Below are 26,372 nucleotides of genomic sequence, written 5' to 3'. Positions count from 1 at the left end.
CTTCCTGCTTATTGTTCTGCAAGCTGGGCGATAAATATCTGCCTCGGGGAAGTTTGGAGTTGAAAAGGAGAAGCATCATAATCGCCGTAAAACGCATGAATCTGCAGGCCGTGCGCTTCCATCATGCTTCGCAGCTGGCTTTCCTGATACATTTTCACTTTCTCCATATATCTTCTGGTGGAATCCCCTTCTACAATACTGATTCGCTTTACGATAAATTCATCCTGGATGCTCCGCTCCTGATAAATTTTCAGCCCATCTTTCACCGTTTCATCCCGGGGGACGATATGCTGCTTGATATACTCGGGGTTCAGGTAATCAAAAACAAACCAGCCACCCGGCTTTAATGCAGAAGCCGCCTGTTGAAATATTAATTCATTTTCTTCGTCGTCCGGGAAATAACCAAAGCTTGTAAATAAATTAAAAGCCAGGTCGTATTCCTTCCTAATATGCACGTTGCGGATATCCCCCCGCTGGTACTGCACCGGCAGCCCGTTCGTCAGCTCAATTGCTTTTTTCAGCAGCGCCGGCGACAGATCGATGCCGGTAACATCTACACCTTTTCTTGCCAGCCAACGCGCATGGCGTCCATTGCCGCAGCATAAATCAATAGCTTTCGCACCGGGAGTGAGCGGAATTTTTTCCATCAACGCTGTCAGTTCACTGGCTGCTTTTGTTTCATCACGGTGGTCGTACACTCGCAAATAATCTTCCTGAAAGTGTTCTTCGTACCAAGCTTTCATGCTTAACCGCTCCTCTGGTCTTTACTTATTCGGCAGATCAATATAAAATGTCGTCCCTTTTTCCTGCTCACTTTCTGCTACAATGGCGCCCTGATGGGCATCGACAATATTTTTGACAATGGCAAGGCCGAGTCCGGTGCCGCCCTTACCCCGTGTTCTCGCTTTATCCGCTTTATAAAAGCGTTCAAACACATAAGGCAGATCTTCTTTCGATATACCGCTGCCTGTATCGCTGACTTCCATATGCAGTGATTCGCCGTTTACAGCCCGGATAGTGATGGCTCCCCCTGCCTCTGTATGGCGTATCGCATTATGGACCAGGTTTGTTAGAATCTGCTCTACCCGGTCAACATCAATATAGGCGTATTTTTCCGGGGCGTGCAGGTCCAGAACAAGCTGTACCTCAGATTCTTCGGCAAGTCCCTGGAATTTCCGCTCCACCCGCTGAAAGAAGGAGGTAACCTCCTCCTCTTCTTTTTCAAGCTTCAGGTACCCGGCCTCCATCCGGGCAAGGTCAAGCAGTTCATTCACCAGGCGCCCCATCCGCAGCGATTCATCATAAATGATGCGCCCAATCTCTTTCTTCTCTTCCTCTGACGCTGCGATATCATCTACAATTGCTTCACTGTAGCCCTGGAGCATGCTGATGGGTGTCCTCAACTCGTGGGAGACATTGGCAATAAAGTCCTTGCGCAGCTTATCGTGCCGGCGTTCTTCTGTCATGTCCCTGACTACAGCTACTGCCCCGCGCACATCCTCGTTTCCGTAAAGCGGGGTGACAAGCACGGCAAAACTCCGGCCCTGCACCTCGAACTCATCAAGCTGCTCCATTTCTGTCTCTACCGCTTTTTCAAACAGACTCGTCAGTTCGACTGGAATGGCACGAGCTTCCTGCTTCTCTTCGAGCCGATTTAAACGAATGAAATAGTCCGCCGGAGGATTGGTTAATACCATAGTTCCTCCCCGGTCAAACGTGATTACGCCATCAGCCATACTGTGCAAAATGCGGCTGAGCTGCTCTTTCTCCTGATTCAAGGCTGTCAGATTCTGCGACAGCTCCCGGCGCATCCGGTTAAAGGCGTTACCGAGCTGCCCGATTTCATCGTTGCTGACTACAGGAACCTTGGATTCAAAGTCTCCCTTGAGCACATTGAGAGCGAGCTCCCTCATTTTCCGAAGCGGGGCTGTGATACGTGTGCTCAGAAAAAACGCAAAAACGGTCGTTAAAATAATAGCAATGCCGGCCGAAAGCAGGATAATCTGCTTTGTTTCCCCCGTCGTTTCTTCAATAACCGAGAGCGACTGATACACATACACTTCGCCCTCCCGGCCATCGCTTGTCGTAAACGGCTCACCCACAACAAAAATTTCGTCTTCGCCGCTGTCGGTGGAAAAGGTGTCGTGAACCGTCACCTGCTCCCTTGCTCCAGAGACACTGCCAAGCTCACTGCTATCCTGAATATCCGAAGCCGCCAGCCCTTCTCCTTCTCCTGAGCCGTACCAGAGATTATCATCGATAAATACCATCACTTCGGAATTATATGTGCCGGCAATTTGATCAATGACTGGCTGCGAACTTTCCGGGGAATTCTCTTCCTGCAGCGATGTAGCAATAATCTCAGCATTGTTGGTTAACTGGGTTTCCGCTTCCGAAATATTAAACTGTTCGAAAAACTGAAGCAGCAGGATGGTAAGAATTAGCAGCACCACTGTTAAGAGTCCCAGTATCGTCAGCCAAAGTTTTCCGACGACGCTGCGCCAGATCATTGCTTCTGTTCCACCTCGAACTTATATCCAACGCCCCAGACCGTCGCGATCATGTCTGCGGCATCTTCAGAAACCTTATTCAGTTTTTCACGCAGACGCTTCACATGGGTGTCCACCGTTCGAAGGTCTCCAAAGAAATCATATTTCCATACGTCTTTCAGAAGCTGCTCCCGCGAAAATACTTTGTCCGGAGATTGGGCCAGGTACAGCAACAGCTCATATTCCTTCGGTGTGAGGCCGATAATTTTATTATCCACTGTTACCCGGTGGGCATCATTATCAATAGTTAAATGCGGGAAAACCAGCACTTCATTGGCAGAAGCTTCCGGCTTCATATATTTGGTGGAAGAAGAGCGCCGCAGCAGTGCTTTTACACGCAGCGTCACTTCACGCGGACTGAATGGCTTAACGATATAATCGTCTGCCCCTACTTCAAACCCCTGCACCCGGTTGGACTCTTCTCCTTTAGCCGTCAGCATAATCACCGGGGTCGCTTTCGTTTCGCGTAGCTGTTCACATACTTCCTCGCCGTCCATGCCAGGAAGCATTAAATCGAGCAGGATGACGTCGTAGTCCTTTTCCAAAGCCATCGCGAGGGCATCTTCCCCGTTTTCCGCTTCTTCGATCACAAAGTCTTCGCGTTCCAAGTACATTCGGATGAGCCGGCGGATCCTCGCTTCATCGTCTACGACTAGTATTGTTGTCTGCTGATCCATGAAATCCTCTCCTGTCTGCAAAGCTTATACATTCATTTTACCCACCGCCAGGTCAAGATTCCAAGCGGCAGAACTGAAACATTAATGAACTTTTAGGCCAGGTCTTTGAGCTGTTTGACTTCTTTTGGCTTCAGCGGGCGTGTCTCTCCCGGGTTCATTCCGAGCAGATCTAGCATGCCATAGCGTTCGCGCTTCAGTTTTTCTACCGGATGACCGATTTTTTCAAACATACGGCGAATCTGATGATTTCTTCCTTCATGAATAACAATTTCAATAATCGAGCTGTTGCCTTTTTTATTAGCCGACTTAACATTTACTTTCGCCGGAGCCGTTTTTACCCCATCAAGCTCAACGCCATGGCGAAGCAGCTGCAGCTTTTCTGCTGACGGCTTCCCGGTCACTTTCGCAATATACGTCTTTTTCACGTTACTTTTTGGGTGCATCATTTTATTGGCAAATTCACCGTCGTTGGTTAAAAGCAGCAGACCGGATGTATCATAATCCAGCCGGCCGACGGGAAAAATACGTGCTTTCACTTCCGGAAAGAAATCGGTAACCACTTTGCGGTTTTTATCATCTGCTACTGCCGAGATCACCTGCTTCGGCTTGTACAGCAAATAATACACTGGTTCTTCCTTCGTAAGAGGAATGCCGTCCACCTCCACTTGGTCATTCATACCAACTTTACTGCCGAGCTCTTTAACTGTTTTGCCGTTCACTTTCACCCGGCCATCGGTAATATAATCTTCTGCTTTTCTTCTTGAAGTGATGCCAGCCTGGGCAATCACTTTTTGTAGTCTTTCCATAAATGGGCCTCCTAGAGTTTCTTCTGCTTATTTTATTTTCTTCCTGCTTCCGCTACAATACGGAGAAAGGAGCGTTCCACATGACATTTCATTTTTTGATTCTTTATACAGCTTTGCTGCTTCTTGCCGGAACAGCTGTCGGCACCACTGCCCGTATTCGCCGCACAGGCAGGCGGCTCAGAGAGATAGAGCAGCGGGTAAGTCGTCTCGAAACCGAAACGGAATCCGCCCGGTCACAGGCCTATACTGCCTCCGTCGAGCAAGAGATCTACATCCAGTTTATGACGGTGAAAGACGCCTTGTTTCAACAGCTTAAATCTCCTCACCCCCGGGCTCTCCGAGAATCCGAACACGCGATACGGCTTTCAGGGGAACAGCTGAATATCGCTTTTTCTCCCAGCGAAGCGGAGAACCTGCGGCAGTTTTTTCAGCACTACCATCTGTATCTCAATACATACTGGAAGACGGGCGGGAATGGATGGAAAACCGTGTTTTTATCAAACGTACAAAACGGCGCTGACAGTTGGGAAACTGTCCACGCCGCCACGAAGTCGCTGTACCAGGAAGCAGAGCGCTTATCAGCGCTGTTTACTTATTCTTCATCTTGATACAGCTCCCGGAAAAACAAATCCGCCTGTTCTACTTGCTCTTCCTCTCCAAGCGGCGGCAGTTCCTCCAGGGTTTCGAGCCCAAAATACTCTAAAAAGCGGGTGGTCGTTATAAAAGACATTGGCCTTCCCGGCTTCTGTGTCCGTTCAAATTCTTTTACGAGCCCTTTGGTCAGCAGAGTCTGCAGCGCCCGGTCCGACTTCACTCCGCGCACCTGATCGATATCTGCTCGCAGCACCGGCTGATTGTAAGCAATAATCGCAAGTGTCTCGAGCGCCGCCTGACTGAGCGTCTGCCGGTTCTGCTGCTCACTGAAATGCTCAATCGCTCCGGCTGCTTCCGGCACCGTTGCAAAGAAAAACGTATTCTCTGCCTGAGTGATCTGCAGGCCGCCTTCCCGCTCTGCCCAATCTTCCTTTAAGGAGGTTAAGTATTCAAAGGCGGCCTCCGTTTCTATGCCCAGTGCTCCGGCGGCCTGTTTGGCTTGCAAACCCTCATCTCCACTAATATAAAGCAAGGCTTCGAGTGTGCCCTCAATCGTTCTTTCCCGTTTCATGCCTTCACCTTTTCTGCCTGTTGAATCGTTATATCATCAAAGTTATTCGCCTGCTCGCAGCGAATCTGTTTTTGTTTCATCAGCTCAAGCAGAGCGAGAAAAGTTACGACCATCTGAGGCCTGGTTCTCGTTTCTGCGAACAGCTGGTAAAATGAACAGCCTTCAAGTCGTTCGAGTTCTTCCATTACTTCCGTCATTCGCTCTTCTACCGAGTACTCATCTGCCCGGACGGTGGCCTGGGGCGGGTGGGCATTTTTCGCCCGTTCTTTCATTTTCTGGAATGCTGCAACCATGTCGTATACCGTCAGCCCATCTGGAAGACCTTCTTCCCTTGCATCATCGGTGCTCCATTCACTGAGCGGCTTTTTGTACACCTGCTGCTGTTCCTGCTCCCGGTGCTGCAGTTTTCCGGCTGCTTCTTTGTAGCGCTTGTATTCTTCAAGCTGCTCAATCAGCTGTTCTTTTGGATCTTCTTCCTCCATCCAGGTATCCTCATCCACTGTCACAGGCAGTAAGGTCTGGCTTTTGATCTGCAGAAGCGTTGCGGCCATTACGAGATATTCTCCCGCTACGTCAAGCTCGAGCTCCTGCATAGTGCGCACGTACTGCAAATACTGATCCGTAATTGCAGCCAGCGGAATATCCTGGATATCCATCTTCGCCTGCTGGACAAAATGGAGCAGCACATCGAGCGGACCTTCAAATTGATCAATTTTTACTTTATACTGCTCGGACATAGTTCTCATCCTTCATCACTTGTTGAGTGCTGTTGCAAGTATATCATATCCGCTGTAAGCAGAGCATGCGTTTTCCCCGCCTGTTTTTGATACAATCAGTTTCATCAATAATTTTTAAAAGGAGAAATTACTGTATGTATCCGGACGCCTACATTCTATTTCTTGTCGAATTTCACTGCACCCGCGACTACTTTGAATGCCACGAAATACTCGAAGACCACTGGAAAGAAACCCCTTCCGGAAAACGCGATCCTGTATGGCCCGGCCTGATCCAGATCGCTGTCGGCCTGTATCACGAGCGGAGGGGAAATCTTACCGGCGCTTCAAAGTGTCTTCGGAACGCCTTCTCGATTCTCGAACCACTGCCTCTCCGGCTGCAGGAACTCGGGCTTGATGCTGAAAGACTGGCGCTTCGTATCCAGAAGCAGCTCGACCACCTCGGAGAGCCGTACCAGGACATGAATCTACCAATTATGGATTCCGGGCTAGAAGCCCAGTGCCAGCGTTTGTGTGAACAGAAAAATATGCGGTGGCTTCAGGCATCGCCGCTTGAAGATACGGACCTTGTACACAAACACGTGCTTCGGGACCGTTCGGATATCGTTCATGAACGCGACAAACAGCTCCGTATCCGGGCCAAGCAGCGCCGGAGCCGTCACCCATGATTCTCCCCTCTGTACCTTTCCATAAAAAAACCCGCCGTTTACCGGCGGGTAATATTAGTTCACTTCATTTTCAAGAATATCTTTTTGGTGTTCATCACATACCTGCAGGAACTGGACTGTTTCTTTACTGGCACTCAGGTCCTGATCGAGCCGCCCCCGGACAGCCTGTACCATTTTTTTGCCAATTCCTTCATCCCGATAGGATGGATTTACGCACACATGGCGAAGCTCTGCTGTGCCGTTTTCGGTATAGCGCAGACCAACGACGCCAACAATGTCATCTTCTTCTTTCCACATAAACAGCTGCCAGTCATCCATTTCTTCATACTGCTGGACTGTTTCCTGAAGCTTTTTCACATCTTTTTCTTCCGGCATGTACGAAAGAAGCCCCATCGCTATCTTTTTATAGGATTGTTTATACTTAATCAACATAGCCAATTATCCCTCTTTGTAATCAGAATTTCAGACAAATTTGTCTTCATTTCCATAATTTACGCAAACCGGTATCTAAATTCACCATTGACCATACACGCTTTTGGGCAGAAATGCAAGAGGAATATAGGTATTTATAACTGAAAGCCGCTCATCCCTGCTCATGCGCATGTACTCAATCACAAAAGAATCACACGGCTTTAAACCGTGTGATTCATTCTACTCCATACGGATATTTTTTGCAAGATTGGCCATTTCCACTGCACCCATAGCCGCTTCCGAGCCTTTGTTCCCGGCTTTCGTACCGGCCCGCTCGATCGCCTGCTCAATGGATTCAACAGTAATGATGCCATTGATTACCGGAAGCTGTTCCTGCAGGGAAACATTCGCGACTCCCTTGGCTGATTCACTGCTAACATAGTCAAAATGCGGCGTTGCACCGCGTATGACGGTCCCAATTGCCACAATAGCGTCGTATTTTTTCGTTTTGGCTGCCTGCTGGGCAGCGAAAGGAATTTCAAATGCCCCCGGCACCCAGATGATATCTATATCTTCTTCCTTCAGCCCACTGCGGGTAAGCGTACTTTCTGCTCCTTCGAGCAGCTGTTTGTTAATGAATTCATTAAACCGTGCTACGACGATCGCTATTTTTTGTCCACTGCCGTTTACGTTTCCTTCAATAGTATTTCCCATTGTATATTCCTCCTAAAAATGAAGCATGTGTCCCAATTTTTGAAACTTCGTGCGCATGTATTTCTCGTTTTCCTCCTGCAATGGCAGCTGTATCGCAATTCGCTGTGTCACTTCAAGGCCATAGCCGGAAATGCCCGTGATTTTTCTGGGATTGTTTGTAAGAAGCTTCATTTTGCCAACTCCAATATCCCGGAGCACCTGGGCACCGATCCCATATTCGCGCAGATCGTCCGGAAAGCCAAGTTTTTTGTTTGCTTCCACCGTATCGTAGCCGGCTTCCTGCAGTTCATATGCTTTCAATTTATTAATCAGGCCAATGCCGCGCCCTTCCTGGCGCATATAGAGCAGCACGCCTTTCCCCTCTTTTTCAATCTGCATCAAAGCTGCTTGCAGCTGCGGCCCGCAGTCACAGCGCTTCGAACCGAATACATCCCCGGTCAGGCATTCCGAATGCACCCTCACCAGCGTTTCTTCCTCCGGATCGATCTTCCCTTTCACCAGCGCCATCATTTCTTTACCATCTATAGACGAGGTGAAACCGAGCGCACGAAAATCACCGAATTCGGTCGGAAGACTCGTGTCCGCCTCCCGCTTCACTAATTTTTCACGATGGCGCCGGTAGCTGATTAAATCTTTAATCGTTACCATTTTTAAGCCGAACCGGTCGGCGATTTCGCGCAATTCCGGCACCCTGGCCATTTCCCCGTCTTCTCTCGTAATTTCACAAATCGTGCCTGAAGGCGTCTTTCCGGAAAGCCGAGCAAGGTCTATCGCAGCTTCCGTGTGGCCGGCCCGCTGCAGCACCCCGCCTTCCTTTGCTATCAGTGGAAACACATGGCCCGGACGCTGAAAATCTCCCGGTTCTGCGGTCTGGTTGGCCAATTGCTGAATTGTCAGCGCACGCTCGGAAGCACTGATGCCGGTTTTGGACGATACATGGTCAACGCTCACCGTAAAAGCAGTGCCGTGCGGATCGGTATTCTGATCAGCCATTGGCTGAAGCTGCAGGAGCTCCGCCTGCTCTTCTGTGATCGGCGTGCACACGAGGCCGCGACCGTGCGTAATCATAAAATTAATAGTTTGGGCATCAATATTTTCTGACAGGGCGACAAAGTCTCCTTCATTCTCCCGGTCTTCGTCATCACAAACGATCACCACCTGCCCGTTTCTCAGTTCGTCTATCGCTTCTTCAATGGGGTCAAACCAGCGTCGTTCCTCCATGGTATCGTTCCTACTTTCTTTGCAAAGGTTTTATTTTTCTGCAGTCAACAAACGTTCTGTATATTTAGCAAGCATATCGCATTCGATATTGACCAGATCACCGGCCTGTTTTGCCGACAGGTTGGTTACCTGCCAGGTATGCGGAATAATCGAAAGAGTAAATGTTTCTTTTTCATCATCCACCCCGAAAATCGTCAGGCTGATACCGTCGACCGTGACGGAGCCCTTATTGGTCATATAACGAAGCTGCTCCTTTGGTGTCTGGACATGAACATAAATCATGTTTTCTTCTTCTTCAATGGAAGCAATGGTTCCAGTGGCATCTACATGCCCCTGTACAAAATGCCCGCCAAACCGTCCACCGGCCTGCATCGCAAGCTCCAGGTTTACGCGCGTGCCTTCTTCCATATGCTTTAGGCTCGTATGCTTGAGCGTTTCAGCCATAACATCCACGTATACCCGCTGGCCTTTTTTAGCCGTGGCCGTCAGGCAGATGCCGTTCACCGCGATGCTGTCGCCAATCCGGGTACTATTCATATCCAAATCACTCTCAAGCTCCAGCTGAATTAAATTTTCCTGTTGCGTCATTTTTGACACTGTTCCTGTCGCTTCTACAATTCCCGTAAACATGCTTTCACTCCCCGGCCTGCAGCGTATATTTTCGGTCCTGCCCGAATGTCTCTTCTTTTATCAGTGAAAATGCCCGGGCCTCCTGAAGTGTCGAAATACCGCTTCCCTGGTATACTCCGGGTGCATTTTCCCCGCCAATCACCATCGGCGCTACGTACATTAAATATTCCTGAATCATTTCAGCTTCCAGAAAGGACCCGAGAACGCCGGCCCCTCCTTCCACAAATAATGAGACGATTTTCGTTTCTCCGAGTACATCCAGTACCGCGGAGATATTTTTCACGCCGGAAGCGACTGGTATCACTTCAGCCCCCGCTTCTTCGAGGCGGCGCGTCTTTTCAGTGTCGGCCGGCTCATTCGTAAGGATATAGACCGGAGCTGCTCCGTCCTTCAGCATCCGGCTGTTCTCCGGCATACGAAGTGCGCTGTCAAGTACTACCCGCGCCGGTGTCACTCCCGTTTCCGGCACCCGGGCCGTAAGGGATGGATCATCGCTTAACACAGTGCCGATGCCGACCAATATGCCGTCGCACCGGCGCCGTTCCTTATGGACGTCCTCCCGGGCTTCTTCCCCTGTGATCCACTGGCTTTCTCCTGTTGCAGTAGCCGTTTTGCCATCCAGAGAAGAAGCTGTTTTGGCAGTGACATAAGGGCGGCCGGACTCAATAAAATGAAAAAACTTCCGATTTAAATAGGCTGCTTCTTCCTGCTTCACTCCGGTGACGACTTCAAGACCAGCGTCTTTCATCATCTGTATGCCATTTCCAGCTACAAGCGGGTTGGGGTCTGTCGCCGCTACCACGACCCTGGCTATTCCCGCTTCAATAATCTGCTTAGCACACGGCGGGGTTCGGCCGTAATGGCTGCAGGGTTCGAGAGTGACATAGATCGTCGCCCCTTCAGTTTTGTTCCCTGCCATGTCAAGGGCATGTACTTCTGCATGTGCTTCACCAGAGCGAAGGTGCGCCCCCATCCCAACGATTCTTCCCTCTTTAACGACGACGGCACCGACCATCGGATTCGGGTAAGTTTGCCCTTCTGTCGAGCGTGCCAGTTCAAGCGCTGTATGCATCCATGTATGATCCATATGGCCGGACCTCCTTTGGTGTTCACCTGTTTTCATTGATTACAAAAATAAAAAGCCCCCGGATAAACATCCGGGGGCTTTTACACATACGTATCCAAAATAATCTCCTATTCTTGTCGCACGAACCTTGCGGCGGCAGACAGAAAAACAGAATTTTTTCGAATACGGTTTTCCTTCTCCCATCCAGACTATTACTGTCGGCTTCAGAGTTGCACTGAATCCACCGTCCACGCCTTTGGCGCTTACCGGGTCACGGACTGAAAAGCATTCGCTTTATCACCGTCGGTTGGGACTTGCACCCGACCCCGAAGGATGTTGATCACTATCAACGTACCGTATGAAGTTAAAATACATTTTATTACTTTCTTATTTATCCGTCAAAACATTCAGCTTATGCTTCGTCCCAGACACGTACTTCCTTCATAACATCCTGCGCCTGGATCCGGTCCACCTGGTCCATATTGTCTGTCACACGGCCAAATACCGTATGTACACCGTTTAGGTGCGGCTGTTGGTCGAACAGAATAAAGAACTGGCTGCCGCCTGTGTCTTTTCCAGCGTGAGCCATCGACAAATAGCCTCTTTCGTGGGTGCGTGGATTGCCCTCCGTTTCACACGGGATTGTATACCCCGGGCCGCCATCGCCGCGGTTGTTCGGGCACCCCCCCTGGGCGACAAAGCCCGGAATAACGCGGTGGAACGTGAGCCCATCGTAAAAACCTTCATTTGCCAGGCTTTCAAAGTTTTTCACTGTTCCCGGTGCATCCTCCGGGAAAAATTCCAATGTTACTGTTTCTCCGTTTTCAAATGCGATTTTGCCTTTTTTCATTTCTCTCTACTCCTTTTTATTTGGTTTTTGCTTTTGCCGGTACGTAAGATAGGTCGTACTGAAGAATGTCTTCGTACGTTTCTCCGCGGACCACCAGGTGTGATTCTCCGTCTTCGGCAAAAACGACTGGCGGACGCGGGAGGCGGTTGTAATTGTTGGCCATAGAATACCCGTAGGCTCCAGTACAAAAAACCGCCAATGTATCATTGGTTCTCACTTCTGGAAGCGGCAGGTTCCAAATCAACATATCGCCGCTTTCACAAAGCTTGCCGGCAACCGAAAACGTATCATCAGCTTTTTCATGGCCGCGGTTGGCAAGAATGCCTTCATACTCTGCCTGATAAAGCGCCGGACGAATGTTATCCGACATGCCGCCATCCACTGAAATGTACCGGCGGACCCCTGGAATGTCTTTTTTCGAACCTACGTCATATAAGGTTGTGCCGGCATCGCCACTGATGGACCTTCCTGGTTCGATCCAGATTTCTGGCACGTCCATGCCGGTCCGCAGCGCTTCCTGTTTAACCGACTGAATCATGTCCTGAACGTACTGCTCCGGCGCGAGCGGCTCGTCTCCTTCCACGTAGCGGATCCCAAAGCCACCACCGCAGTTCAGCACCTCCGGCGTGAAATGAAGGTGCTCCTGCCAGTGCACAAACTGATCGAACAGTTTTTTGATAGCCATGGTAAAACCGCTCGTTTCAAAAATCTGTGAGCCAATATGGCAATGCACGCCCTTTATATTGATGGACGGACTCTGCTGGAGACGGTAAATGGCCTGATCTGCCTGGCCGGAGGTGAGATCAAAGCCGAACTTTGAATCCTCCTGCCCGGTGGAAATGTACTCATGTGTATGCGCCTCGATACCCGGAGTGGTCCGGATCAACGCTTCCACATGGGTCTGCTGCTTCGCCGCCTGCTGTTCAATCAAATGAATCTCATGAAAATTATCGATCACAAAACAGCCGATGCCGAGCTCAATAGCAAGGGCGATTTCTGCTTCGCTTTTATTATTACCGTGAAAATGCACTTTTTCCATCGGAAAACCGGCTTTTGACGCCGTCATCAGCTCTCCACCGGAAACCACATCCAAACTGAGTCCCATTTCCTTCGCAAGCTGGGACATTGCGACGCAACTGAATGCTTTGCTCGCATAGGCAACCTGATACGTTATCCCGTTATCTTCAAAAGCTTGCTGAAACCCCCGGGCCCGCTCACGCATTAAAGCGACATCATACACGTAAACCGGGCTCCCGTATTCATGCTTTATATTAACCGTGTCCACTCCGCCAATCTCCAGGTGGCCGTGTTCATTTATATGGTGCGTTCCATGAAGCTGCATATTATTCTCCCCTTCGTTTCTCCTCCTCGTCCGTTTATTTTAGCACGCTTCTGAAAAAGACAAAAGCTTTATGCAAGTAAAGAAACCGTACAATTACTGCACGGTTTCATAAATGAGGACTGGCTTTTCAACAGCAGCTTCTGAAATTGTAAATGCCTGGGAAATTTTTTCTGCACTTTCGGTGCTGTCCTGGTCATTAACATGCATAATAGCTATCGTATCGCCCTTTTGCACAACATCACCGATTTTCTTCGTAAGTTCAATGCCCACACTATAATCAAGCACGTCATCTTTGGTGGCCCTGCCCGCTCCGAGAAGCATCGCACTTACGCCGATTTCTTCAGCTTCAATGCCATGCACGTAGCCGGAAGCTTTTGCTTTCACTTCGACACGGTGTTCAGCAGCGGCAAGGCTATCCGGGTTGTCTACAGCGGCGGCGTCGCCGTGCTGGTTTTCCACGAACGCTTTCATCTTTTCAAGTGCTTCGCCGTTTTTAATCACCTGAAGCACCATTTTTTCCGCCTGCTCGAGTGAGTCGGCTTTCCCGCCTGCAACAAGCATGTAGGAAGAAAGCTTGACGCTCAGCTCATGAAGGTCTTCCGGTCCGTCGCCCTGCAGGGTTTCAATTGCTTCTTTAACTTCGAGGGCGTTCCCGACGGTCCGGCCGAGCGGCTGATCCATGTTGGAGATAACTGCCATCGTTTTACGGTCCAGGGACTGCCCGATCTCCACCATCGCTTCTGCCAGACGCTTGGCATCCTCCACCTCTTTCATAAAAGCTCCCGAGCCTGCCTTCACGTCCAGCACAATCGCATCTGCCCCGGCTGCGATTTTTTTGCTCATTACCGAGCTTGCAATCATTGGGATGGAATTTACGGTAGCCGTCACATCGCGAAGCGCGTACAGCTTTTTGTCTGCCGGCGTCAAATTGCCGCTTTGTCCTGCGACTGCAATTTTATGCTCGTTAACAAGATTGACGAATTCTTCCTTAGGAATCTCTGTTTCAAATCCACGGAAGCTTTCAAGCTTATCAATTGTACCGCCGGTATGGCCGAGCCCGCGCCCGGACATTTTCGCTACGGGAACGCCGCAGGCTGCTACAATCGGCCCAATAATCAACGTCGTTTTGTCGCCGACGCCGCCGGTGGAGTGCTTGTCCACCTTGATACCTTCAATCGCCGACAGGTCAAGCTGGTCGCCGGACTCTGCCATCGCGTAAGTAAGCGCGGCGGATTCCTTCTGGGTCATGTCCTGAAAGTAAATTGCCATCGCAAACGCTGAGGCCTGGTAATCCGGCACCTCGCCGCTGCTGTAAGACTCCACAAACCAGCGGATTTCTTCCTCACTCAGTTCTTTTCCGTCTCGTTTTTTGGCGATAATATCCACCATTCTCATAGTATGGCCCCTTTACACATTGCTATTGATTACGTATTTTTAACAATTTCTTTCATTAGAGAAATAAAAATTGGTTTGGTTCTGGCTGCCGTTTCCATCACTTCTTCGTGGGAAATGCTGACGATTTCTTCGCCGATGGCCATATCAGTAATACATGAAACACCGAGGACTCGCAGGCCGGCATGCTGGGCCACAATCACTTCTGGCACCGTAGACATGCCCACCACGTCAGCGCCGACGTTCCGAAGCAAAATGAGCTCTGCCCGGCTCAGGAAGTTCGGCCCGCTGATGCCGCCGTAGACACCGCGTTTTAAATCAATTTCAAGAGCTTCAGCGGCCTGAAATGCCTTACCGCGAAGTACCGGATCATACGCCTGGCTCATATCCGGAAAGCGCGGACCGAGACTGCTGTCGTTCGGGCCTATCAGCGGACTGCTTCCGGTAAAGTTGATGTGGTCTTCAATAACCATTAAGTCTCCTGGGCGAAACGATGACTGCATTCCGCCGCACGCATTAGTAACAAACAAAAATTCGGCGCCAAGCGCTTTCATCACCCGGACCGGAAACGTCACATCCTGCATCGAATAGCCTTCATAGTAGTGAAAACGGCCCTGCATCGCTACAACGGTTTTGCCTTCAAGCTTTCCAAGTACAAGACGTCCTGCATGACCTTCTACTGTGGAAACAGGAAAATGCGGAATATCTTCGTACGGAATAACGGTGCCTGCTTCAATATCGTCAGCCAGACCACCGAGCCCGGAGCCAAGAATCATGCCGACCTCAGGAGCTGCACTGTATTTCGACTGGATATAATCCTTTGCTTCCTGTGTTTTTACAGCATCCATTCAGGCGTCCTCCTGTGCGATCCGCCGGAGGGTTTCTTTCATTAATTTCAAGAAATCTTCCTGGACCTTTGATGTTGTATCCATAACTTCTTCGTGGCTTAACGGCTGGTCAAGCATGCCGGCAGCCAGGTTTGAAATGCAGGAAATACCGAGCACTTCCATCCCGCCGTGAACGGCAACGATCACTTCCGGCACCGTGGACATCCCAACGGCGTCCGCCCCAAGCACCCTTGCCATGCGAACTTCTGCAGGGGTTTCATAGGCCGGTCCGGTATTTGCCATGTAGGTGCCCCGCTGAATACGAATGTTTAACGACAGGGCCGCCTCATCGGCAATTTTCGCGAGCCCTTTCGAGTACGCTGAACTCATATCCGGAAAGCGCGGACCAAGCTCTGCATCGTTTTCTCCGATGAGCGGGTTAGCACCAAGCCAGTTGATGTGATCATCAATAATCATTAAATCGCCCGGTTCAAAGTCATGATTTACGCCGCCGGCAGCGTTAGTGACAAGAAGCCGTTTGACACCGAGCGCATTCATTACGCGGATTGGAAAAGTCACTTCCTGTAGGGAATACCCTTCGTAGTAATGAAAACGCCCCTGCATCGCTGCGACCTGCATGCCTTCAAGTTCACCAAACACAAGCTGGCCCGCGTGTCCCTCCACCGTAGAAACGGGAAAGCCGGGAATGTCTTCATATTTTAAAACAACCGGGTTTTTGATCTCGTCGGCAAGCACGCCCAGACCTGAACCGAGCACAAGGCCGGTCGATGGCACAGTGGAGATATTGGATTGAATATATTGAACTGCTTCTTTGGTTTGCTGCTGGATACTCAAATTATTCACCCTTCCTTTTTAATTGCTGCAAAAAGCTTGTGCCATACTGCGGCATCGACAGCCGGAAGTTATCCGCTATCGTCGCACCGATATCAGCAAACGTTTTCCGGGCTCCAAGCGGAGCAGGACCGGTGCTTTTACTGTAAGCAAGCAGCGGCACGATTTCACGGGTATGATCGGTTCCGTGATGGACAGGATCATTTCCGTGGTCGGCAGTAATAAGCAGAAGGTCATCCTCATGCATCGCTTCCAGCAGCTCCGGAAGCCGGGCGTCAAATTCTTCGAGTGCTTCTCCGTACCCCTGCGGATCACGGCGGTGGCCGAACTTGGCATCAAAATCCACCAGATTCAAAAAGCTGAGCCCGGTAAACGACTTCTGCGCTGTTTCCGTTACGCGATCCATCCCATCCATATTGGAGGAGGTCCGGATCGACTCCGTCACACCCTCCCCGTCATAAATATCGCTGATCTTTCCAATAGCAATACTATCAAAGCCAGCGTCTTCAAGGTCGTTCATGACCGTGCGGCCAAACGGCTTAAGCGCGTAGTCGTGGCGATTGGATGTCCGTTCATAATTACCCGGGGACCCTTTGAAAGGACGTGCTATAACGCGCCCGATCATATACGGCGCTTCGTATGTCATCGCCCGGGCTTTTTCACAGATGTCATACAGTTCTTCAATGGGCACTTCGTCTTCATGGGCGGCAATTTGGAGTACCGAGTCCGCCGAGGTGTAAACGATCAACTTTCCGGTTTGTTGATGCTCCTCGCCAAGTTCTTCAATAATCTCGGTGCCGGAGGCTACTTTGTTTCCAAGCACACCCCGTCCGGTTTCCTGTTCAAGCTGCTGCAAAAGCTCGGCTGGAAAGCCGTCCGGAAATGTGCGGAACGGCTCATCAATATAGAGGCCCATGATTTCCCAGTGGCCTGTCATCGTATCTTTGCTTCGAGACATTTCTTCCATATAGCCATACGAGGCTGTCGGAGCTCCAGACGCTTCCACGCCTGGAATTTCCCGGATGTTTCCAAGACCAAGCCGCTCTAGATTGGGAATGTTAATTCCGTTCATATGCTGGGCGATATGGCCGAGGGTGTCGGCCCCTTTGTCTCCGTATTCTTCAGAATCCAGAGCTTCCCCGATGCCGACGGAATCCATCACAACTAAAAAAACGCGTGGATACTTGTAGTTTTCCATTTTTATCTCTCCTTTTCAGCTATGCTCTCGGGTGAGCCTGCTGGTATACATCTTTTAATTTATGGTTGGATACATGGGTGTAAATTTGGGTCGTGGAAATATCAGCATGCCCAAGCATTTCCTGCACAGCTCGCAAATCCGCCCCGTTTTCAAGCAGGTGGGTAGCGAAGGAATGTCTCAGGGTGTGCGGCGTTAATGATTTGTCGATTCCCGCCCTGCCAGCCGTCGCTTTTAATATTTTCCAAAATCCCTGCCTTGAAAGCGGATTGCCGTGATGATTTACAAAGAGCAGGTCGTGGCGTTTGTTTTTCGCCAAAGTACTCCGGCCATAATGTATGTACGTATCAATAGCCTCGGAAGCCACTTTCCCAAGCGGCACAATCCGCTCTTTATTTCCTTTGCCAACACAGCGGATAAATCCCATCTGCAGATGCACATCAGATATTTTCAATTCACACAGCTCTGTTACACGCAGTCCGGTGGCGTACATGCATTCAAGCATTGCCTGATTGCGTTTTGCAAAAGCCGAGGTTCCTTCTGCAGCCGTAAGCAGCCGGTCAACTTCCCGGGTGGACAGTACAGTCGGGAGCTTTTTCTCTCCTTTTGGAATTTCAATTAATTCCGCAGGATCTTTTTTTACCACCTGCTCTCGCAGCAGAAACTGATGAAACGCCCGGACTGACGACAAAAAGCGTGCCAACGTAGCGGTGGAGCGCCCGGCTTCTTTTTGGGCATACAAAAAATCCACGATGTCCGCACGGTCGATCTCTGCCCATACAGATTTATCCCGAAGCTGCATAAATGTTCTATAGTGTTCCAGGTCTCTTTGGTACGACTGAATCGTGTTTTTGGAGAGGCCCTTTTCAACTTGGCAATAATGTATAAAATCCAGTACCTCCGTGGTCATGTGACCGCCTCCCGCTTCCCAATCTTCCCTTCTAAGAATAGCATAGTCACTTATTACTAGGGAAGGGCGAATGCAGCAGTAAATATACCGCTTTCATTTTTTGTATGGCATAAAAAAAGCACCGCTCTTTGTTAAAAGACGATGCCCGTACATGTATTAATTCGTGTGCAGCGAAGCAGCCTCCGCACTTTCTTCGTTCTTTTTCACCTTCGCCTGACAGCGGTGGCAGACCCCGTGGAACGTTAAACGGTGATCCTTTACTTTAAACTGATAATCTTTTTCTACAATTTTTTCAACCTCGGCAAGCAGGTCCTCCTGGATCTCATCCACTGCGCCGCATTCAATACAGACAAGATGGTGATGGGAGTGACTGGCGCCTTCTTTTCGCAGATCATATCGTGACACCCCGTCACCGAAGTTAATCTTATCCACAACTTCGAGTTCATTAAGTAATTCCAGTGTCCGGTACACGGTGGCAAGACCAATTTCCGGTGCTTTTTCTTTCACCAGAAGATATACATCTTCTGCACTTAAATGGTCTTCTTCATTTTCCAACAGTACCTGGACAGTCGCTTCCCTTTGCGGGGTAAGCTTGTAGCTTTGTTCATGCAACTGTTTTTTAATACGTTCTACCCGATTTTCCAATTATCGCTACCTCCCTTATTCCTTCAAGGGTAATAAACTTATTATAATAATTTTAAATAAGCCTGTCAATATAAAAACGATAACCATTCTCAGTTTAAAATTATTCTAAATAAATTGGCATGGAATTTGCATATAAGTCTCTTTTTTTCCGCAATTTCAGTGTATCGGGCATTGATTATCAATGAAAACGCCGTGTGACAAATAAATGACGATATTCAATCTCAATTACTTTTTATCCAGAATAGTTTTTACATACTGGACCGCATACATGGTTTTGGCATCATGAATTTCTTCTTTCTGGATCAATTCATCCGCCTCCTCCAGGCTTACTTCTATTAGTTCAATGAATTCATCTTCTTCGGTTTCCGGCTCACCAGCTTCCAAGTCGAATGCTTCATACAGGTGAACGATTTCGTCTGCAAAACCGGGAGAGGTATAAAACGAAGCGATTTTCTGCAGGCGTCCTGCAGTGTATCCAGTTTCCTCCTTCAGCTCCCGTGCCGCCGTCTCTTCGGGACTGTCGGTTCCTTCCAGTTTTCCTGCCGGTATTTCCACCAGCGGTTTTTCAAGCGGCTTGCGGTACTGCTTCACCATAACTATTTTTTGTTCTGGCGTCACCGCCACCACAGCAACCGCACCACTGTGATTAATTACTTCCCGTTTGCTGCTCCTGCCGTCCGGGAGCGTTACGTCGTGAACTGATAAATCAACGACCTTTCCTTCAAATATCGTTTCCTTCTTCGTAGTTTTTTCTGTGAACTCCATCAAAAACGCCCTTTCTGCATCATATATGATTCAGCTGTTTTAGTTTACCAGTCTTTGACTGGCTGTGAGAATAGTCATTCGCTTATTTTCACTCTTCCTAATTATCACCAGATTTGCTACACTATCCAAGTAATCTGATGGAGGAGTTGGACCCCATGAATATTTTTGAAGCTATTTTTCTAGGAATCGTCCAGGGAATTGCAGAATTCCTGCCGATTTCAAGCACCGCCCATATCATCATCGCAGAATTTCTCCTCGGCCATTCGATCCCCGGCCTGTCATTCGAAATTTTCCTGCATTTAGGATCAATCGTAGCCGTGATTTTTTATTTTCGCAAAGACATCGTTCACCTGATTCAGGTGTTCTTCCGGTACATTGCCAAACGTCGGCGCGAGGACCGTCCCGAGTTTTTCCTCTGTTTATACATAGTACTTGCGACCGTCATCACCGGCATTCTTGGTGTTTTCCTCGAGGATTCTCTCGGCAGCGCCCTGAAAACCCCAGTGATGATTGCAATATCGCTTACGCTGACTGGTATTTTCCTGATTGTCATCGAACGGGCCTATACGATCGGAAATCGCACAGTTGATGAAATGACCACGCTGGACGCACTAATCGTCGGCCTGGCCCAGACGGTGGCTGTCATCCCCGGAATTTCAAGATCCGGCAGCACGCTGATTGCAGCGCTTTTCTCCGGCCTGGACCGGGAGACATCGGTCCGGTTTTCATTTCTGCTTTCCATCCCGGTTATTTTAGGATCAACCGTTCTCGCTCTCGGCGATATTACCGATGGCAGCCTCGCTTCTATTGGAGCGGTGTCACTCGTTGCTGCATTTATCGCATCGCTCATAACCTCATGGCTCGGCATTATTTGGCTGATTAATTTCTTAAACAAAGGCAAATTGACCTATTTTGCGATCTACTGCTTTCTGCTTGCCCTTGTAACTATTTTGTTTCTCGATCCGGGAAGCGTGGTCGTTGAATAGCTCCCCGTAAAAGAATCCAGCCGCACTGCGGCTGGATTCTTTTTGCTTTATTATTTTTTTACAGTGACGGTCGCCACTACGGTCTCGCCCGCTTTTAGGCGGTTTTCACTATGCATCTGAATATTATCCACCTGATCGCCTTCAGTAAATACGACCGGCGTGATTTTACTGGCGGCTTTTTCGCTGATCACATCCATATCAAACTCCATCAAAAGCTCGCCTTCCTCCACGCTGTCGCCTTCAGAGACTTTACATGTAAATCCTTCTCCGTCGAGTGATACCGTTTCAAGGCCGATGTGAATTAGTACATCCAGCCCTTCCTCGGAACGAATTCCGATGGCGTGCTTCGTAGGAAAAATCTGTTCCACCTTCCCTTTAACCGGAGAAAGTATAATTCCTTCTGATGGATCGACAGCAAAGCCTTCCCCCATCATTTTTTCCGAGAATGTCGGGTCCGGTACTTCTGTAATATCAACGAAAGTTCCGCTAACTGGTGATTTTATTGTAACGTCTACAGGTTTTTGTTCTTTTCCGAATAATTTTTTTAACATTTCATTCACTTCCTTTGTGTATATTCACAACCGGATACAAGCTGTGGGCATGCTTAAGTAAGTGTAACGAACTTGCCTCCTGTGCACAAACTTTTGAAAATTTCTTTTACCAGGTGCCGCCCAGGAGACCAAAAACAGCTGGTCATTTCCTTTTCGTGTGTTTATACTGTACGTTTTAAATGGGCATGAATAAGGAATAGAATTCTATTCTATTTGTATATACCTTCTTTTTGTAATAATTTAAACCTGTATTCTATTCCTACAGCCAAACACAGGGGGTGCGCAGATGATTACAGAAAACAAACAACCGCTTTTTGAAAAGTTGTTTTATTTGTATGACCGGCGCTTGATCCAAAAGCATTTTTCTGCCGTACATATGCATAACAACAGCATCTACACCGACGATGCTGCACTTTTTTACGTAAATCACAGCAACTGGTGGGACGGACTTTTAATATATTTTTTAAATAAATACTGGTTCCGCCATTCCGGCTACGTCATGATGGACGAGGAAGGGCTTCGCGAATTTCCATTTTTCCGCAGGCTTGGCGCCTACTCGGTGGACCGCAGCAGCCGCCGCGATATTATCGATGCTCTCCGCTACACGGAGGACAAGCTCGTAAATGGTCATCACGTCTGGCTGTTTCCGCAGGGGGCAGAAACTCATGCCGACCAGTTTCCAATCACCCTCCAGCCCGGTATTTCCTATCTTCTCCCCCGGGTGAATGTGCCGTTTGTGCCGGTTACGATGCACTATACCTTTTTGCATCATCAAAAGCCGGAAATCTTCATTAATATTGGCCCTCCGCTTCCGCGGACGCCGGAGAATCTCGCATCGAGAGCGGCTGCCCAGGACGCGCTGGAAAGTCATCTTCAACACCAGTGGGACGAGATGCGCGAAGATATCGCCTATGAGCATCTGGAGAATTACACTACCGTTTTGAGTGGGTCGCAGACAATGAGCAGCTGCTGGACTTCCCTCCGCCAGAAAAAATAGAAAGGACGCCCGCCATGTTGATATGGATCTTCGTATTTGTCCTCGGCTTTTGGACGCTGTTTACGATCATTAATGTGTGGACCCTTCCTTCTCTTGCTACTTTTTCTGTTCCAAAGCGCCCGGGCGTAATCAGCGTGCTTATACCGCTTCGGAATGAAGAACGAAACCTTCCGGCACTCGTGCGCAGCCTCCGCCAGGCCGATGACTTAAAAACAGAATTTATTTTTCTGGATGACCATTCCACCGACCGTACAAGAATGCTTCTCCAGGAAGCCGTCCGTCATTGGCCTAACGCCCGCTACATTGATGGGGCGGCACTTCCGGAAGGATGGAACGGCAAAGTGCATGCATGCCATCAGCTTTCCCAGGAAGCCTCCGGCCAGTACTTGTGTTTTATCGATGCCGACGTGCGCCTCCACGCGGATGCCCTCCGCTGGGCCGAAGGGGCACTTCAAAAACACCATGCCGGCCTTGTCACCGGCTTCCCTCAATTTGAAACTGAGGGCTTTTGGGGACGACTGCTTGTGTATATGCAGCATGTTGTCGTATATGCCCATCTGCCTGTAGCGGCTGCCAACCGCACCACCTGGCGGTCCTTTACTGCAGCACACGGAGCTTTTTTATTTTTCAGCCGGGAAGCCTACGACCAGGCCGGCGGCCATGCCGCTGTTAAAAATGCTCTTGTTGATGATATGGCTCTTGCCCAAAATGTGAAATCAAGCGGCCTGAAAACGCTGCTCGTTTCTCCAGGCCACGTCGTGACCTGCTATATGTATACGTCGAGCCGGGAAGCCTGGCTTGGCTTCAGCAAAAATATTTTTCCAGGTATCGGCCGCTCGATGCCTATTGCATCAGCTGTCATCGCTGTGCATACTCTTTTTTTTATCGTGCCGGCCTTTCTTCTGCTGGCTGCCATTTCCATGCTCGACTGGCAGCTTGCCATTCCATACGTTCTGACTGCTGCCCTGCGTGCAGCGATTACGATAAAGGCATCACACCCGTGGTGGACAGTGCTTATTCAGCCTCTTTCCTCCGGAGCAATGATTGCCGTGCTGCTCTATTCAATTTATTTGGATAAAACGAAAAAAGGTTATTCCTGGAAGGGGCGTACCTATCAATGACTACTGCTATTATCGGTGCCGGTCTCGGTGGCTTAAGCGCGGCCATTGTACTGGCTAAAACCGGTGAAAAGGTTACTGTATTTGAAAAAAATGAACGGGCGGGAGGCAAGCTCCGCCCGTTTCAATTAGGGACCCATTCCTTTGATTACGGGCCGAATACCATTACGATGCCGGACGTGTTCCACCGGGTGCTCGCTTTTGCCGGCCGAGTTCCCGAACGACTCCTGCCATTCAGGCAGCTGCCGGAGCACACCCGAAATTACTTCCCTGATGGCAGCACGCTCGAGATTTCTTCAGACGCCGTAGAAACAAAACGGGCTATTGCCCGTCTTTCAGAAGCCGACGCCAGCCGGTACGATGACTATCTCCGGGAAGTCAAACGGCTTTACACGCTTGCTATTGGAAATTTTCTGCAGCGCACCTTTGAGTCTCCGCGGGATTACCTTTCTCCCGGACTCGCCTTCGCCATTCGCAAAGTCCGTCCGGCCACTTCCATGCATGCTTTCCACCGGCGTTTTTTCAAGCATCCGGATGTCCAGCAGGCGTTTGACCGGTATGCCACGTATATCGGGTCTTCTCCGTACGACGCCCCGGCGACATTCGCATTAATCGCCCATCTTGAGCTTGCTGATGGCGTATACTATACTCCGGGCGGAAATGTAAAAATTGCCGATGCGTTTTACGACACGGCTAAAGAGCTTGGCGTCACCTTTTCCTTCAATGATCCTGTGCATCACGTCTCCACCCGTAATGGCCGTGCCCAGACGGTGCATGCCGCCTCCGGCTCCATGGAAATCGACAGTGTGCTGCTGAATGGTGATCTTCTCAGCCAGTATCCTTTGCTTTTTTCCGCATCCGGTCAACAAAACCGGACAGTTCCAAAAGATCCTGAGCCATCGATTTCCGCATTTGTAATCATGGCAGGGCTAAATACCCGCCTGCCGCAGTTAAAGCATCACCAGGTCTACTTTTCTGCCGACTACCCCCAGGAGTTCAGACAGCTGAAGCATGGTAGCTTTCCCCAGGACCCTACTGTTTATATCAGCAACTCCTCATATAGCGAGCGCGGACAGTCACCGGATGGCGATAACCTGTTTATTCTTATTAATGCTCCGCCTCTTCCGGGGGGAGCCATGGCCGAAGAGGAAAAACAGTCCTACAAAAACCTTGTCTATGATAAGCTCGAACAATTCGGGCTTTGTTTGCGCCCCTATATTGTCGAAGAACAAGTGCTTGGGCCTTCCTATCTTGAAGAGACGTTTGGCTCGTATAAAGGTTCTATTTATGGACTCGCGTCCAACCGGCGTAAAGACGCCTTTCTCCGGCCGTTTAACCGCTCCCGGGATTTAAAAAATGTCTACTTTGCCGGCGGCTCCACCCATCCCGGCGGCGGATCTCCAATGGTAACCACAAGCGGCGTTCTTGCCGCCTCCGCCCTGCTCAAGGATAACGGCATTCTGCTTGATTTCTGGGGGGAATAAATAGCCTGTTTTTATATGCCCAGCTTACGCAGCAAGCCCCGCTCACGTTTAAAGCGGGGCTTGTTCTGCAGCTGAAGATTTCATTGGTTCTTAGCTTTTTACCGGAATCCATATTTCACTTGTAAAGTCCGGGTTATGAAACTGGTTATTCTCCATCCACAATATTTCCGGACCCTGAGCTTGCTGATACCCGGAAGACGGAAACCATTCCGAGTATATTTGTCCCCACGTTGTTTGAAGATGCTCCGGGAAAGGCCCTGACGAGGTGAAAACAGCCCATGTGGAAGCCGGCACCTCCAGCGCCTCCCACGCTTCTGGAATAGTTTTATCAGTAACTACACCAATATAATGATCCAATTCACCCTGTTCCTCCATACGTGCTTCAGAGAAATTCGTTGAAGCTTGTATCATCCCTCCCGGCTCTCCATTTGATAACGCAAGCAATTCATGTATTTTCTCCTCACTCAATGATTGCCACATAGCATTAATTTCAGGATTTTCTCCTTCGAAAATGATAGGGACTCTTTTACTTATGCCAACAATACGAAAAGCTTCTTTTTTTTCTATGCGATAATTCATTTCATTTCCTCCCTGAATAGATAGTTGAAAGGTCAGCTTCGGATACGCTTTTAAAGAAATTCCCTGCTCTTTTACTTTTGAAGGAGCTATTCCATGCAGCTTCTGAAAGGCCCTCGTGAAGGAGTCGGGCGAATCATACCCATATTTTAACGCTGTGTCGATGATACGGACCTGACGATTCTGAAGATCCAGCGCTGCCATTGTTAAACGCCGGCGCCGAATATATTCTGATATGGGGACACCGGCTAAAGAAGAAAACATTCGTTTAAAGTGGTATTCCGAGCAGGAGGCGATAAGGGCTGCCTTTTGTAAATCGATTGCTTCTGTTAAATGATTCTCGATGTATTGCAGGGCATTATTCATTTCTCTCAAGTTATCCATTACACTAACCCTCCTTATCTAAAGAATACCGGTTATAAATTAATTACACCCTGCTTTTCGTGCCTGATAATGCCGGGTAGTAACTTTTTTTATCTCATACGTCCATCCTGCTTTCTACCGTTTTTGAAGTTAATATTGCCTGACCAAAAGGAGGTACTTAGGAATGCATAAACACTCCAGAGTTAATTGGGATTATAATGGAAAGCCTGACTTTATTAATGGCACAGGGGCTTATTTGGAAGAAAAACTGCTCGGGTACAGCGCAGGCTTCATTGTGCCATTACTGCTTTTTATTCTTATTTTAACTGACTATGTAAACTGGAGCCTTCTTCAAATAGCTGTGGCTATTCTTATTGCTTTTGATGTCAGCGGAGGCGTAATAAGCAATTCCCTCAATTCCGGCAAACGCTTTTACCATTCCGGGCGCAAAGCAGAGGAAGGAAAACAGGGTTTCATTTTTAAAAACAAATGGATATTCAGCTTTCTTCATATTCACCCTTTAGTAGTCAGCCTGCTGTTTACTCCTGTCAATATAACGTATGGAGTTGCATGGTACCTCTTCTTTATGGTGTCTGCTACCATTGTGATTGCTACGCCTCTGTACTTAAAAAGACCTGTCTCCATGTTAGTTATCCTGCATGCTATATTATTGAACCAATACGTTATAGCTCCCATCCACGGCTTTGAATGGCTAATGCCTTTATTATTTTTGAAAATTATTTACGGGCACCTGGTGAGAGAAGAACCGTATCGCAGGTTGCTAAAAAATATTATATAAAGATACGCTATTGGGCAAATAAGAAGCTTTGGAAAATTCCAGAGCTTTTTTCTTGTTATATCATTGACTTTCCATCGAT

At 49.0% G+C, this 26,372-nt stretch carries 29 protein-coding genes and 1 riboswitch; of the genes, 7 read left to right on the top strand and 22 right to left on the bottom strand.

Annotation, left to right across the window (positions count from 1 at the left end):
- Positions 1–8: 8 nt before the first annotated feature.
- The 4 genes from ACTTK6_RS11140 to ACTTK6_RS11125 all read right to left on the bottom strand — a co-directional run bounded on the left by ACTTK6_RS11140 (position 9) and on the right by ACTTK6_RS11125 (position 4,032).
- Positions 9–743 carry a class I SAM-dependent methyltransferase gene (locus tag ACTTK6_RS11140; protein WP_079476624.1) on the bottom strand — a complete coding sequence of 245 codons (735 nt, stop codon included), beginning with the start codon at positions 741–743 and terminating at the stop codon, positions 9–11.
- 21 nt (positions 744–764) lie between these two features.
- Positions 765–2,510 carry an ATP-binding protein gene (locus ACTTK6_RS11135; protein ID WP_079476625.1) on the bottom strand — a complete coding sequence of 582 codons (1,746 nt, stop codon included), beginning with the start codon at positions 2,508–2,510 and terminating at the stop codon, positions 765–767.
- The gene (locus ACTTK6_RS11130) at positions 2,507–3,226 is read right to left on the bottom strand and encodes a response regulator transcription factor (protein ID WP_079476626.1); all 720 of its coding nucleotides are present in this window, start codon (positions 3,224–3,226) and stop codon (positions 2,507–2,509) included. The genes ACTTK6_RS11135 and ACTTK6_RS11130 overlap by 4 nt, the downstream gene beginning before the upstream one ends.
- 92 nt (positions 3,227–3,318) lie before the next feature.
- Complete coding sequence (locus ACTTK6_RS11125) at positions 3,319–4,032, bottom strand: pseudouridine synthase (protein ID WP_079476627.1); 714 nt, start codon at positions 4,030–4,032, stop codon at positions 3,319–3,321.
- An 80-nt stretch (positions 4,033–4,112) separates the two neighbouring features.
- Between ACTTK6_RS11125 and ACTTK6_RS11120 the strand changes: the two genes are divergently transcribed.
- Positions 4,113–4,640, top strand: coding sequence for a hypothetical protein (locus ACTTK6_RS11120; protein WP_079476628.1), 528 nt, complete (start codon positions 4,113–4,115; stop codon positions 4,638–4,640).
- Here the strand turns inward: ACTTK6_RS11120 and scpB are convergent.
- Both scpB and ACTTK6_RS11110 read right to left on the bottom strand, forming a co-directional pair.
- On the bottom strand, positions 4,625–5,197 hold the full coding sequence (gene scpB / locus ACTTK6_RS11115; RefSeq protein WP_079476629.1) for an SMC-Scp complex subunit ScpB: 573 nt from the start codon (positions 5,195–5,197) through the stop codon (positions 4,625–4,627). The two genes, ACTTK6_RS11120 and scpB, sit on opposite strands and share 16 nt — an antisense overlap.
- On the bottom strand, positions 5,194–5,934 hold the full coding sequence (locus ACTTK6_RS11110; RefSeq protein WP_462833468.1) for a segregation/condensation protein A: 741 nt from the start codon (positions 5,932–5,934) through the stop codon (positions 5,194–5,196). Before ACTTK6_RS11110 ends, scpB begins: the two co-directional genes overlap by 4 nt.
- A 134-nt stretch (positions 5,935–6,068) precedes the next feature.
- On the opposite strand from ACTTK6_RS11110, the gene ACTTK6_RS11105 reads away from it, so the two are divergent.
- Positions 6,069–6,599: a DUF309 domain-containing protein gene (locus ACTTK6_RS11105; RefSeq protein ID WP_079476631.1), complete on the top strand. Its 531-nt coding sequence runs from the start codon at positions 6,069–6,071 to the stop codon at positions 6,597–6,599.
- A 54-nt stretch (positions 6,600–6,653) separates the two neighbouring features.
- Here ACTTK6_RS11105 and ACTTK6_RS11100 read toward each other — a convergent pair whose 3' ends face one another.
- The 14 genes from ACTTK6_RS11100 to ACTTK6_RS11035 all read right to left on the bottom strand — a co-directional run bounded on the left by ACTTK6_RS11100 (position 6,654) and on the right by ACTTK6_RS11035 (position 19,422).
- On the bottom strand, positions 6,654–7,031 hold the full coding sequence (locus ACTTK6_RS11100; RefSeq protein ID WP_079476632.1) for a GNAT family N-acetyltransferase: 378 nt from the start codon (positions 7,029–7,031) through the stop codon (positions 6,654–6,656).
- A 219-nt stretch (positions 7,032–7,250) separates the two neighbouring features.
- Positions 7,251–7,724, bottom strand: a complete 474-nt coding sequence (gene ribH / locus ACTTK6_RS11095) for a 6,7-dimethyl-8-ribityllumazine synthase (protein ID WP_079476633.1) — start codon at positions 7,722–7,724, stop codon at positions 7,251–7,253.
- Between the two features lie 12 nt (positions 7,725–7,736).
- Positions 7,737–8,945, bottom strand: a complete 1,209-nt coding sequence (locus ACTTK6_RS11090; protein WP_079476634.1) for a bifunctional 3,4-dihydroxy-2-butanone-4-phosphate synthase/GTP cyclohydrolase II — start codon at positions 8,943–8,945, stop codon at positions 7,737–7,739.
- Positions 8,946–8,975: 30 nt separating this feature from the next.
- The gene (locus ACTTK6_RS11085) at positions 8,976–9,575 is read right to left on the bottom strand and encodes a riboflavin synthase (RefSeq protein WP_462833467.1); all 600 of its coding nucleotides are present in this window, start codon (positions 9,573–9,575) and stop codon (positions 8,976–8,978) included.
- 4 nt (positions 9,576–9,579) lie between these two features.
- Positions 9,580–10,662: a bifunctional diaminohydroxyphosphoribosylaminopyrimidine deaminase/5-amino-6-(5-phosphoribosylamino)uracil reductase RibD gene (gene ribD, locus ACTTK6_RS11080; protein WP_462833466.1), complete on the bottom strand. Its 1,083-nt coding sequence runs from the start codon at positions 10,660–10,662 to the stop codon at positions 9,580–9,582.
- A gap of 167 nt (positions 10,663–10,829) precedes the next feature.
- A riboswitch (FMN riboswitch) is annotated at positions 10,830–10,979 on the bottom strand.
- Positions 10,980–11,053: 74 nt separating this feature from the next.
- Positions 11,054–11,491: a peptidylprolyl isomerase gene (locus tag ACTTK6_RS11075; protein WP_094908117.1), complete on the bottom strand. Its 438-nt coding sequence runs from the start codon at positions 11,489–11,491 to the stop codon at positions 11,054–11,056.
- A 16-nt stretch (positions 11,492–11,507) separates the two neighbouring features.
- On the bottom strand, positions 11,508–12,833 hold the full coding sequence (gene lysA / locus ACTTK6_RS11070; protein WP_094908118.1) for a diaminopimelate decarboxylase: 1,326 nt from the start codon (positions 12,831–12,833) through the stop codon (positions 11,508–11,510).
- Positions 12,834–12,926: 93 nt separating this feature from the next.
- A complete protein-coding gene (locus ACTTK6_RS11065) occupies positions 12,927–14,228 on the bottom strand; it encodes a pyrimidine-nucleoside phosphorylase (protein ID WP_462833465.1) in 1,302 nt (433 codons plus the stop codon).
- Positions 14,229–14,257: 29 nt separating this feature from the next.
- Positions 14,258–15,073, bottom strand: coding sequence for a purine-nucleoside phosphorylase (locus ACTTK6_RS11060; RefSeq protein ID WP_079476639.1), 816 nt, complete (start codon positions 15,071–15,073; stop codon positions 14,258–14,260).
- A complete protein-coding gene (locus ACTTK6_RS11055; RefSeq protein WP_462833464.1) occupies positions 15,074–15,916 on the bottom strand; it encodes a purine-nucleoside phosphorylase in 843 nt (280 codons plus the stop codon).
- A complete protein-coding gene (deoB, locus tag ACTTK6_RS11050) occupies positions 15,909–17,102 on the bottom strand; it encodes a phosphopentomutase (protein ID WP_094908120.1) in 1,194 nt (397 codons plus the stop codon). Before deoB ends, ACTTK6_RS11055 begins: the two co-directional genes overlap by 8 nt.
- Positions 17,103–17,121: 19 nt before the next feature.
- Positions 17,122–18,009 carry a site-specific tyrosine recombinase XerD gene (xerD, locus tag ACTTK6_RS11045; protein ID WP_079476642.1) on the bottom strand — a complete coding sequence of 296 codons (888 nt, stop codon included), beginning with the start codon at positions 18,007–18,009 and terminating at the stop codon, positions 17,122–17,124.
- 156 nt (positions 18,010–18,165) lie between these two features.
- Positions 18,166–18,654, bottom strand: a complete 489-nt coding sequence (gene fur / locus ACTTK6_RS11040) for a ferric iron uptake transcriptional regulator (RefSeq protein WP_079476643.1) — start codon at positions 18,652–18,654, stop codon at positions 18,166–18,168.
- A gap of 225 nt (positions 18,655–18,879) precedes the next feature.
- The gene (locus ACTTK6_RS11035; RefSeq protein ID WP_371862242.1) at positions 18,880–19,422 is read right to left on the bottom strand and encodes an NUDIX hydrolase; all 543 of its coding nucleotides are present in this window, start codon (positions 19,420–19,422) and stop codon (positions 18,880–18,882) included.
- A gap of 152 nt (positions 19,423–19,574) precedes the next feature.
- Here ACTTK6_RS11035 and uppP point away from each other — a divergent pair, with 152 nt between their 5' ends.
- The gene (gene uppP, locus ACTTK6_RS11030; RefSeq protein WP_079476645.1) at positions 19,575–20,405 is read left to right on the top strand and encodes an undecaprenyl-diphosphatase UppP; all 831 of its coding nucleotides are present in this window, start codon (positions 19,575–19,577) and stop codon (positions 20,403–20,405) included.
- Positions 20,406–20,455: 50 nt separating this feature from the next.
- Here the strand turns inward: uppP and ACTTK6_RS11025 are convergent, their stop codons facing one another.
- On the bottom strand, positions 20,456–20,956 hold the full coding sequence (locus tag ACTTK6_RS11025; protein WP_079476646.1) for a PTS sugar transporter subunit IIA: 501 nt from the start codon (positions 20,954–20,956) through the stop codon (positions 20,456–20,458).
- Between the two features lie 286 nt (positions 20,957–21,242).
- Between ACTTK6_RS11025 and ACTTK6_RS11020 the strand changes: the two genes are divergently transcribed.
- The 3 genes from ACTTK6_RS11020 to ACTTK6_RS11010 are packed head-to-tail and all read left to right on the top strand — an operon-like array spanning position 21,243 to position 24,555.
- On the top strand, positions 21,243–21,953 hold the full coding sequence (locus ACTTK6_RS11020; protein WP_462833463.1) for a lysophospholipid acyltransferase family protein: 711 nt from the start codon (positions 21,243–21,245) through the stop codon (positions 21,951–21,953).
- A 14-nt stretch (positions 21,954–21,967) separates the two neighbouring features.
- Entirely contained in the window at positions 21,968–23,074 is a 1,107-nt protein-coding gene (locus tag ACTTK6_RS11015) for a glycosyltransferase family 2 protein (protein ID WP_462833461.1), read from the top strand.
- Positions 23,071–24,555, top strand: coding sequence for a phytoene desaturase family protein (locus tag ACTTK6_RS11010; RefSeq protein WP_462833460.1), 1,485 nt, complete (start codon positions 23,071–23,073; stop codon positions 24,553–24,555). The genes ACTTK6_RS11015 and ACTTK6_RS11010 overlap by 4 nt, the downstream gene beginning before the upstream one ends.
- 90 nt (positions 24,556–24,645) lie before the next feature.
- On the opposite strand, the gene ACTTK6_RS11005 is transcribed toward ACTTK6_RS11010, so the two are convergent.
- A complete protein-coding gene (locus ACTTK6_RS11005) occupies positions 24,646–25,515 on the bottom strand; it encodes an AraC family transcriptional regulator (protein ID WP_462833459.1) in 870 nt (289 codons plus the stop codon).
- 163 nt (positions 25,516–25,678) lie between these two features.
- Here ACTTK6_RS11005 and ACTTK6_RS11000 point away from each other — a divergent pair, with 163 nt between their 5' ends.
- The gene (locus tag ACTTK6_RS11000) at positions 25,679–26,293 is read left to right on the top strand and encodes a hypothetical protein (protein WP_462833458.1); all 615 of its coding nucleotides are present in this window, start codon (positions 25,679–25,681) and stop codon (positions 26,291–26,293) included.
- The last annotated feature ends 79 nt before the right edge of the window (positions 26,294–26,372 follow it).

The sequence above is a fragment of the Marinococcus salis genome, from assembly GCF_054971365.1.
The sequence above is the reverse complement of the archived record's forward strand: the minus strand, read 5'-3'. Positions and strand labels throughout refer to the sequence as shown.

Coding starts and splice junctions, on each gene's coding strand:
- ACTTK6_RS11140 (WP_079476624.1), bottom strand. CDS start 743: ATGAAAGCTTGGTACGAAGAACACTTTCAGGAAGATTATTTGCGAGTG.
- ACTTK6_RS11135 (WP_079476625.1), bottom strand. CDS start 2,510: ATGATCTGGCGCAGCGTCGTCGGAAAACTTTGGCTGACGATACTGGGA.
- ACTTK6_RS11130 (WP_079476626.1), bottom strand. CDS start 3,226: ATGGATCAGCAGACAACAATACTAGTCGTAGACGATGAAGCGAGGATC.
- ACTTK6_RS11125 (WP_079476627.1), bottom strand. CDS start 4,032: ATGGAAAGACTACAAAAAGTGATTGCCCAGGCTGGCATCACTTCAAGA.
- ACTTK6_RS11120 (WP_079476628.1), top strand. CDS start 4,113: ATGACATTTCATTTTTTGATTCTTTATACAGCTTTGCTGCTTCTTGCC.
- scpB (WP_079476629.1), bottom strand. CDS start 5,197: ATGAAACGGGAAAGAACGATTGAGGGCACACTCGAAGCCTTGCTTTAT.
- ACTTK6_RS11110 (WP_462833468.1), bottom strand. CDS start 5,934: ATGTCCGAGCAGTATAAAGTAAAAATTGATCAATTTGAAGGTCCGCTC.
- ACTTK6_RS11105 (WP_079476631.1), top strand. CDS start 6,069: ATGTATCCGGACGCCTACATTCTATTTCTTGTCGAATTTCACTGCACC.
- ACTTK6_RS11100 (WP_079476632.1), bottom strand. CDS start 7,031: ATGTTGATTAAGTATAAACAATCCTATAAAAAGATAGCGATGGGGCTT.
- ribH (WP_079476633.1), bottom strand. CDS start 7,724: ATGGGAAATACTATTGAAGGAAACGTAAACGGCAGTGGACAAAAAATA.
- ACTTK6_RS11090 (WP_079476634.1), bottom strand. CDS start 8,945: ATGGAGGAACGACGCTGGTTTGACCCCATTGAAGAAGCGATAGACGAA.
- ACTTK6_RS11085 (WP_462833467.1), bottom strand. CDS start 9,575: ATGTTTACGGGAATTGTAGAAGCGACAGGAACAGTGTCAAAAATGACG.
- ribD (WP_462833466.1), bottom strand. CDS start 10,662: ATGGATCATACATGGATGCATACAGCGCTTGAACTGGCACGCTCGACA.
- ACTTK6_RS11075 (WP_094908117.1), bottom strand. CDS start 11,491: ATGAAAAAAGGCAAAATCGCATTTGAAAACGGAGAAACAGTAACATTG.
- lysA (WP_094908118.1), bottom strand. CDS start 12,833: ATGCAGCTTCATGGAACGCACCATATAAATGAACACGGCCACCTGGAG.
- ACTTK6_RS11065 (WP_462833465.1), bottom strand. CDS start 14,228: ATGAGAATGGTGGATATTATCGCCAAAAAACGAGACGGAAAAGAACTG.
- ACTTK6_RS11060 (WP_079476639.1), bottom strand. CDS start 15,073: ATGGATGCTGTAAAAACACAGGAAGCAAAGGATTATATCCAGTCGAAA.
- deoB (WP_094908120.1), bottom strand. CDS start 17,102: ATGGAAAACTACAAGTATCCACGCGTTTTTTTAGTTGTGATGGATTCC.
- xerD (WP_079476642.1), bottom strand. CDS start 18,009: ATGACCACGGAGGTACTGGATTTTATACATTATTGCCAAGTTGAAAAG.
- uppP (WP_079476645.1), top strand. CDS start 19,575: ATGAATATTTTTGAAGCTATTTTTCTAGGAATCGTCCAGGGAATTGCA.
- ACTTK6_RS11025 (WP_079476646.1), bottom strand. CDS start 20,956: ATGTTAAAAAAATTATTCGGAAAAGAACAAAAACCTGTAGACGTTACA.
- ACTTK6_RS11020 (WP_462833463.1), top strand. CDS start 21,243: ATGATTACAGAAAACAAACAACCGCTTTTTGAAAAGTTGTTTTATTTG.
- ACTTK6_RS11015 (WP_462833461.1), top strand. CDS start 21,968: ATGTTGATATGGATCTTCGTATTTGTCCTCGGCTTTTGGACGCTGTTT.
- ACTTK6_RS11010 (WP_462833460.1), top strand. CDS start 23,071: ATGACTACTGCTATTATCGGTGCCGGTCTCGGTGGCTTAAGCGCGGCC.
- ACTTK6_RS11005 (WP_462833459.1), bottom strand. CDS start 25,515: ATGGATAACTTGAGAGAAATGAATAATGCCCTGCAATACATCGAGAAT.
- ACTTK6_RS11000 (WP_462833458.1), top strand. CDS start 25,679: ATGCATAAACACTCCAGAGTTAATTGGGATTATAATGGAAAGCCTGAC.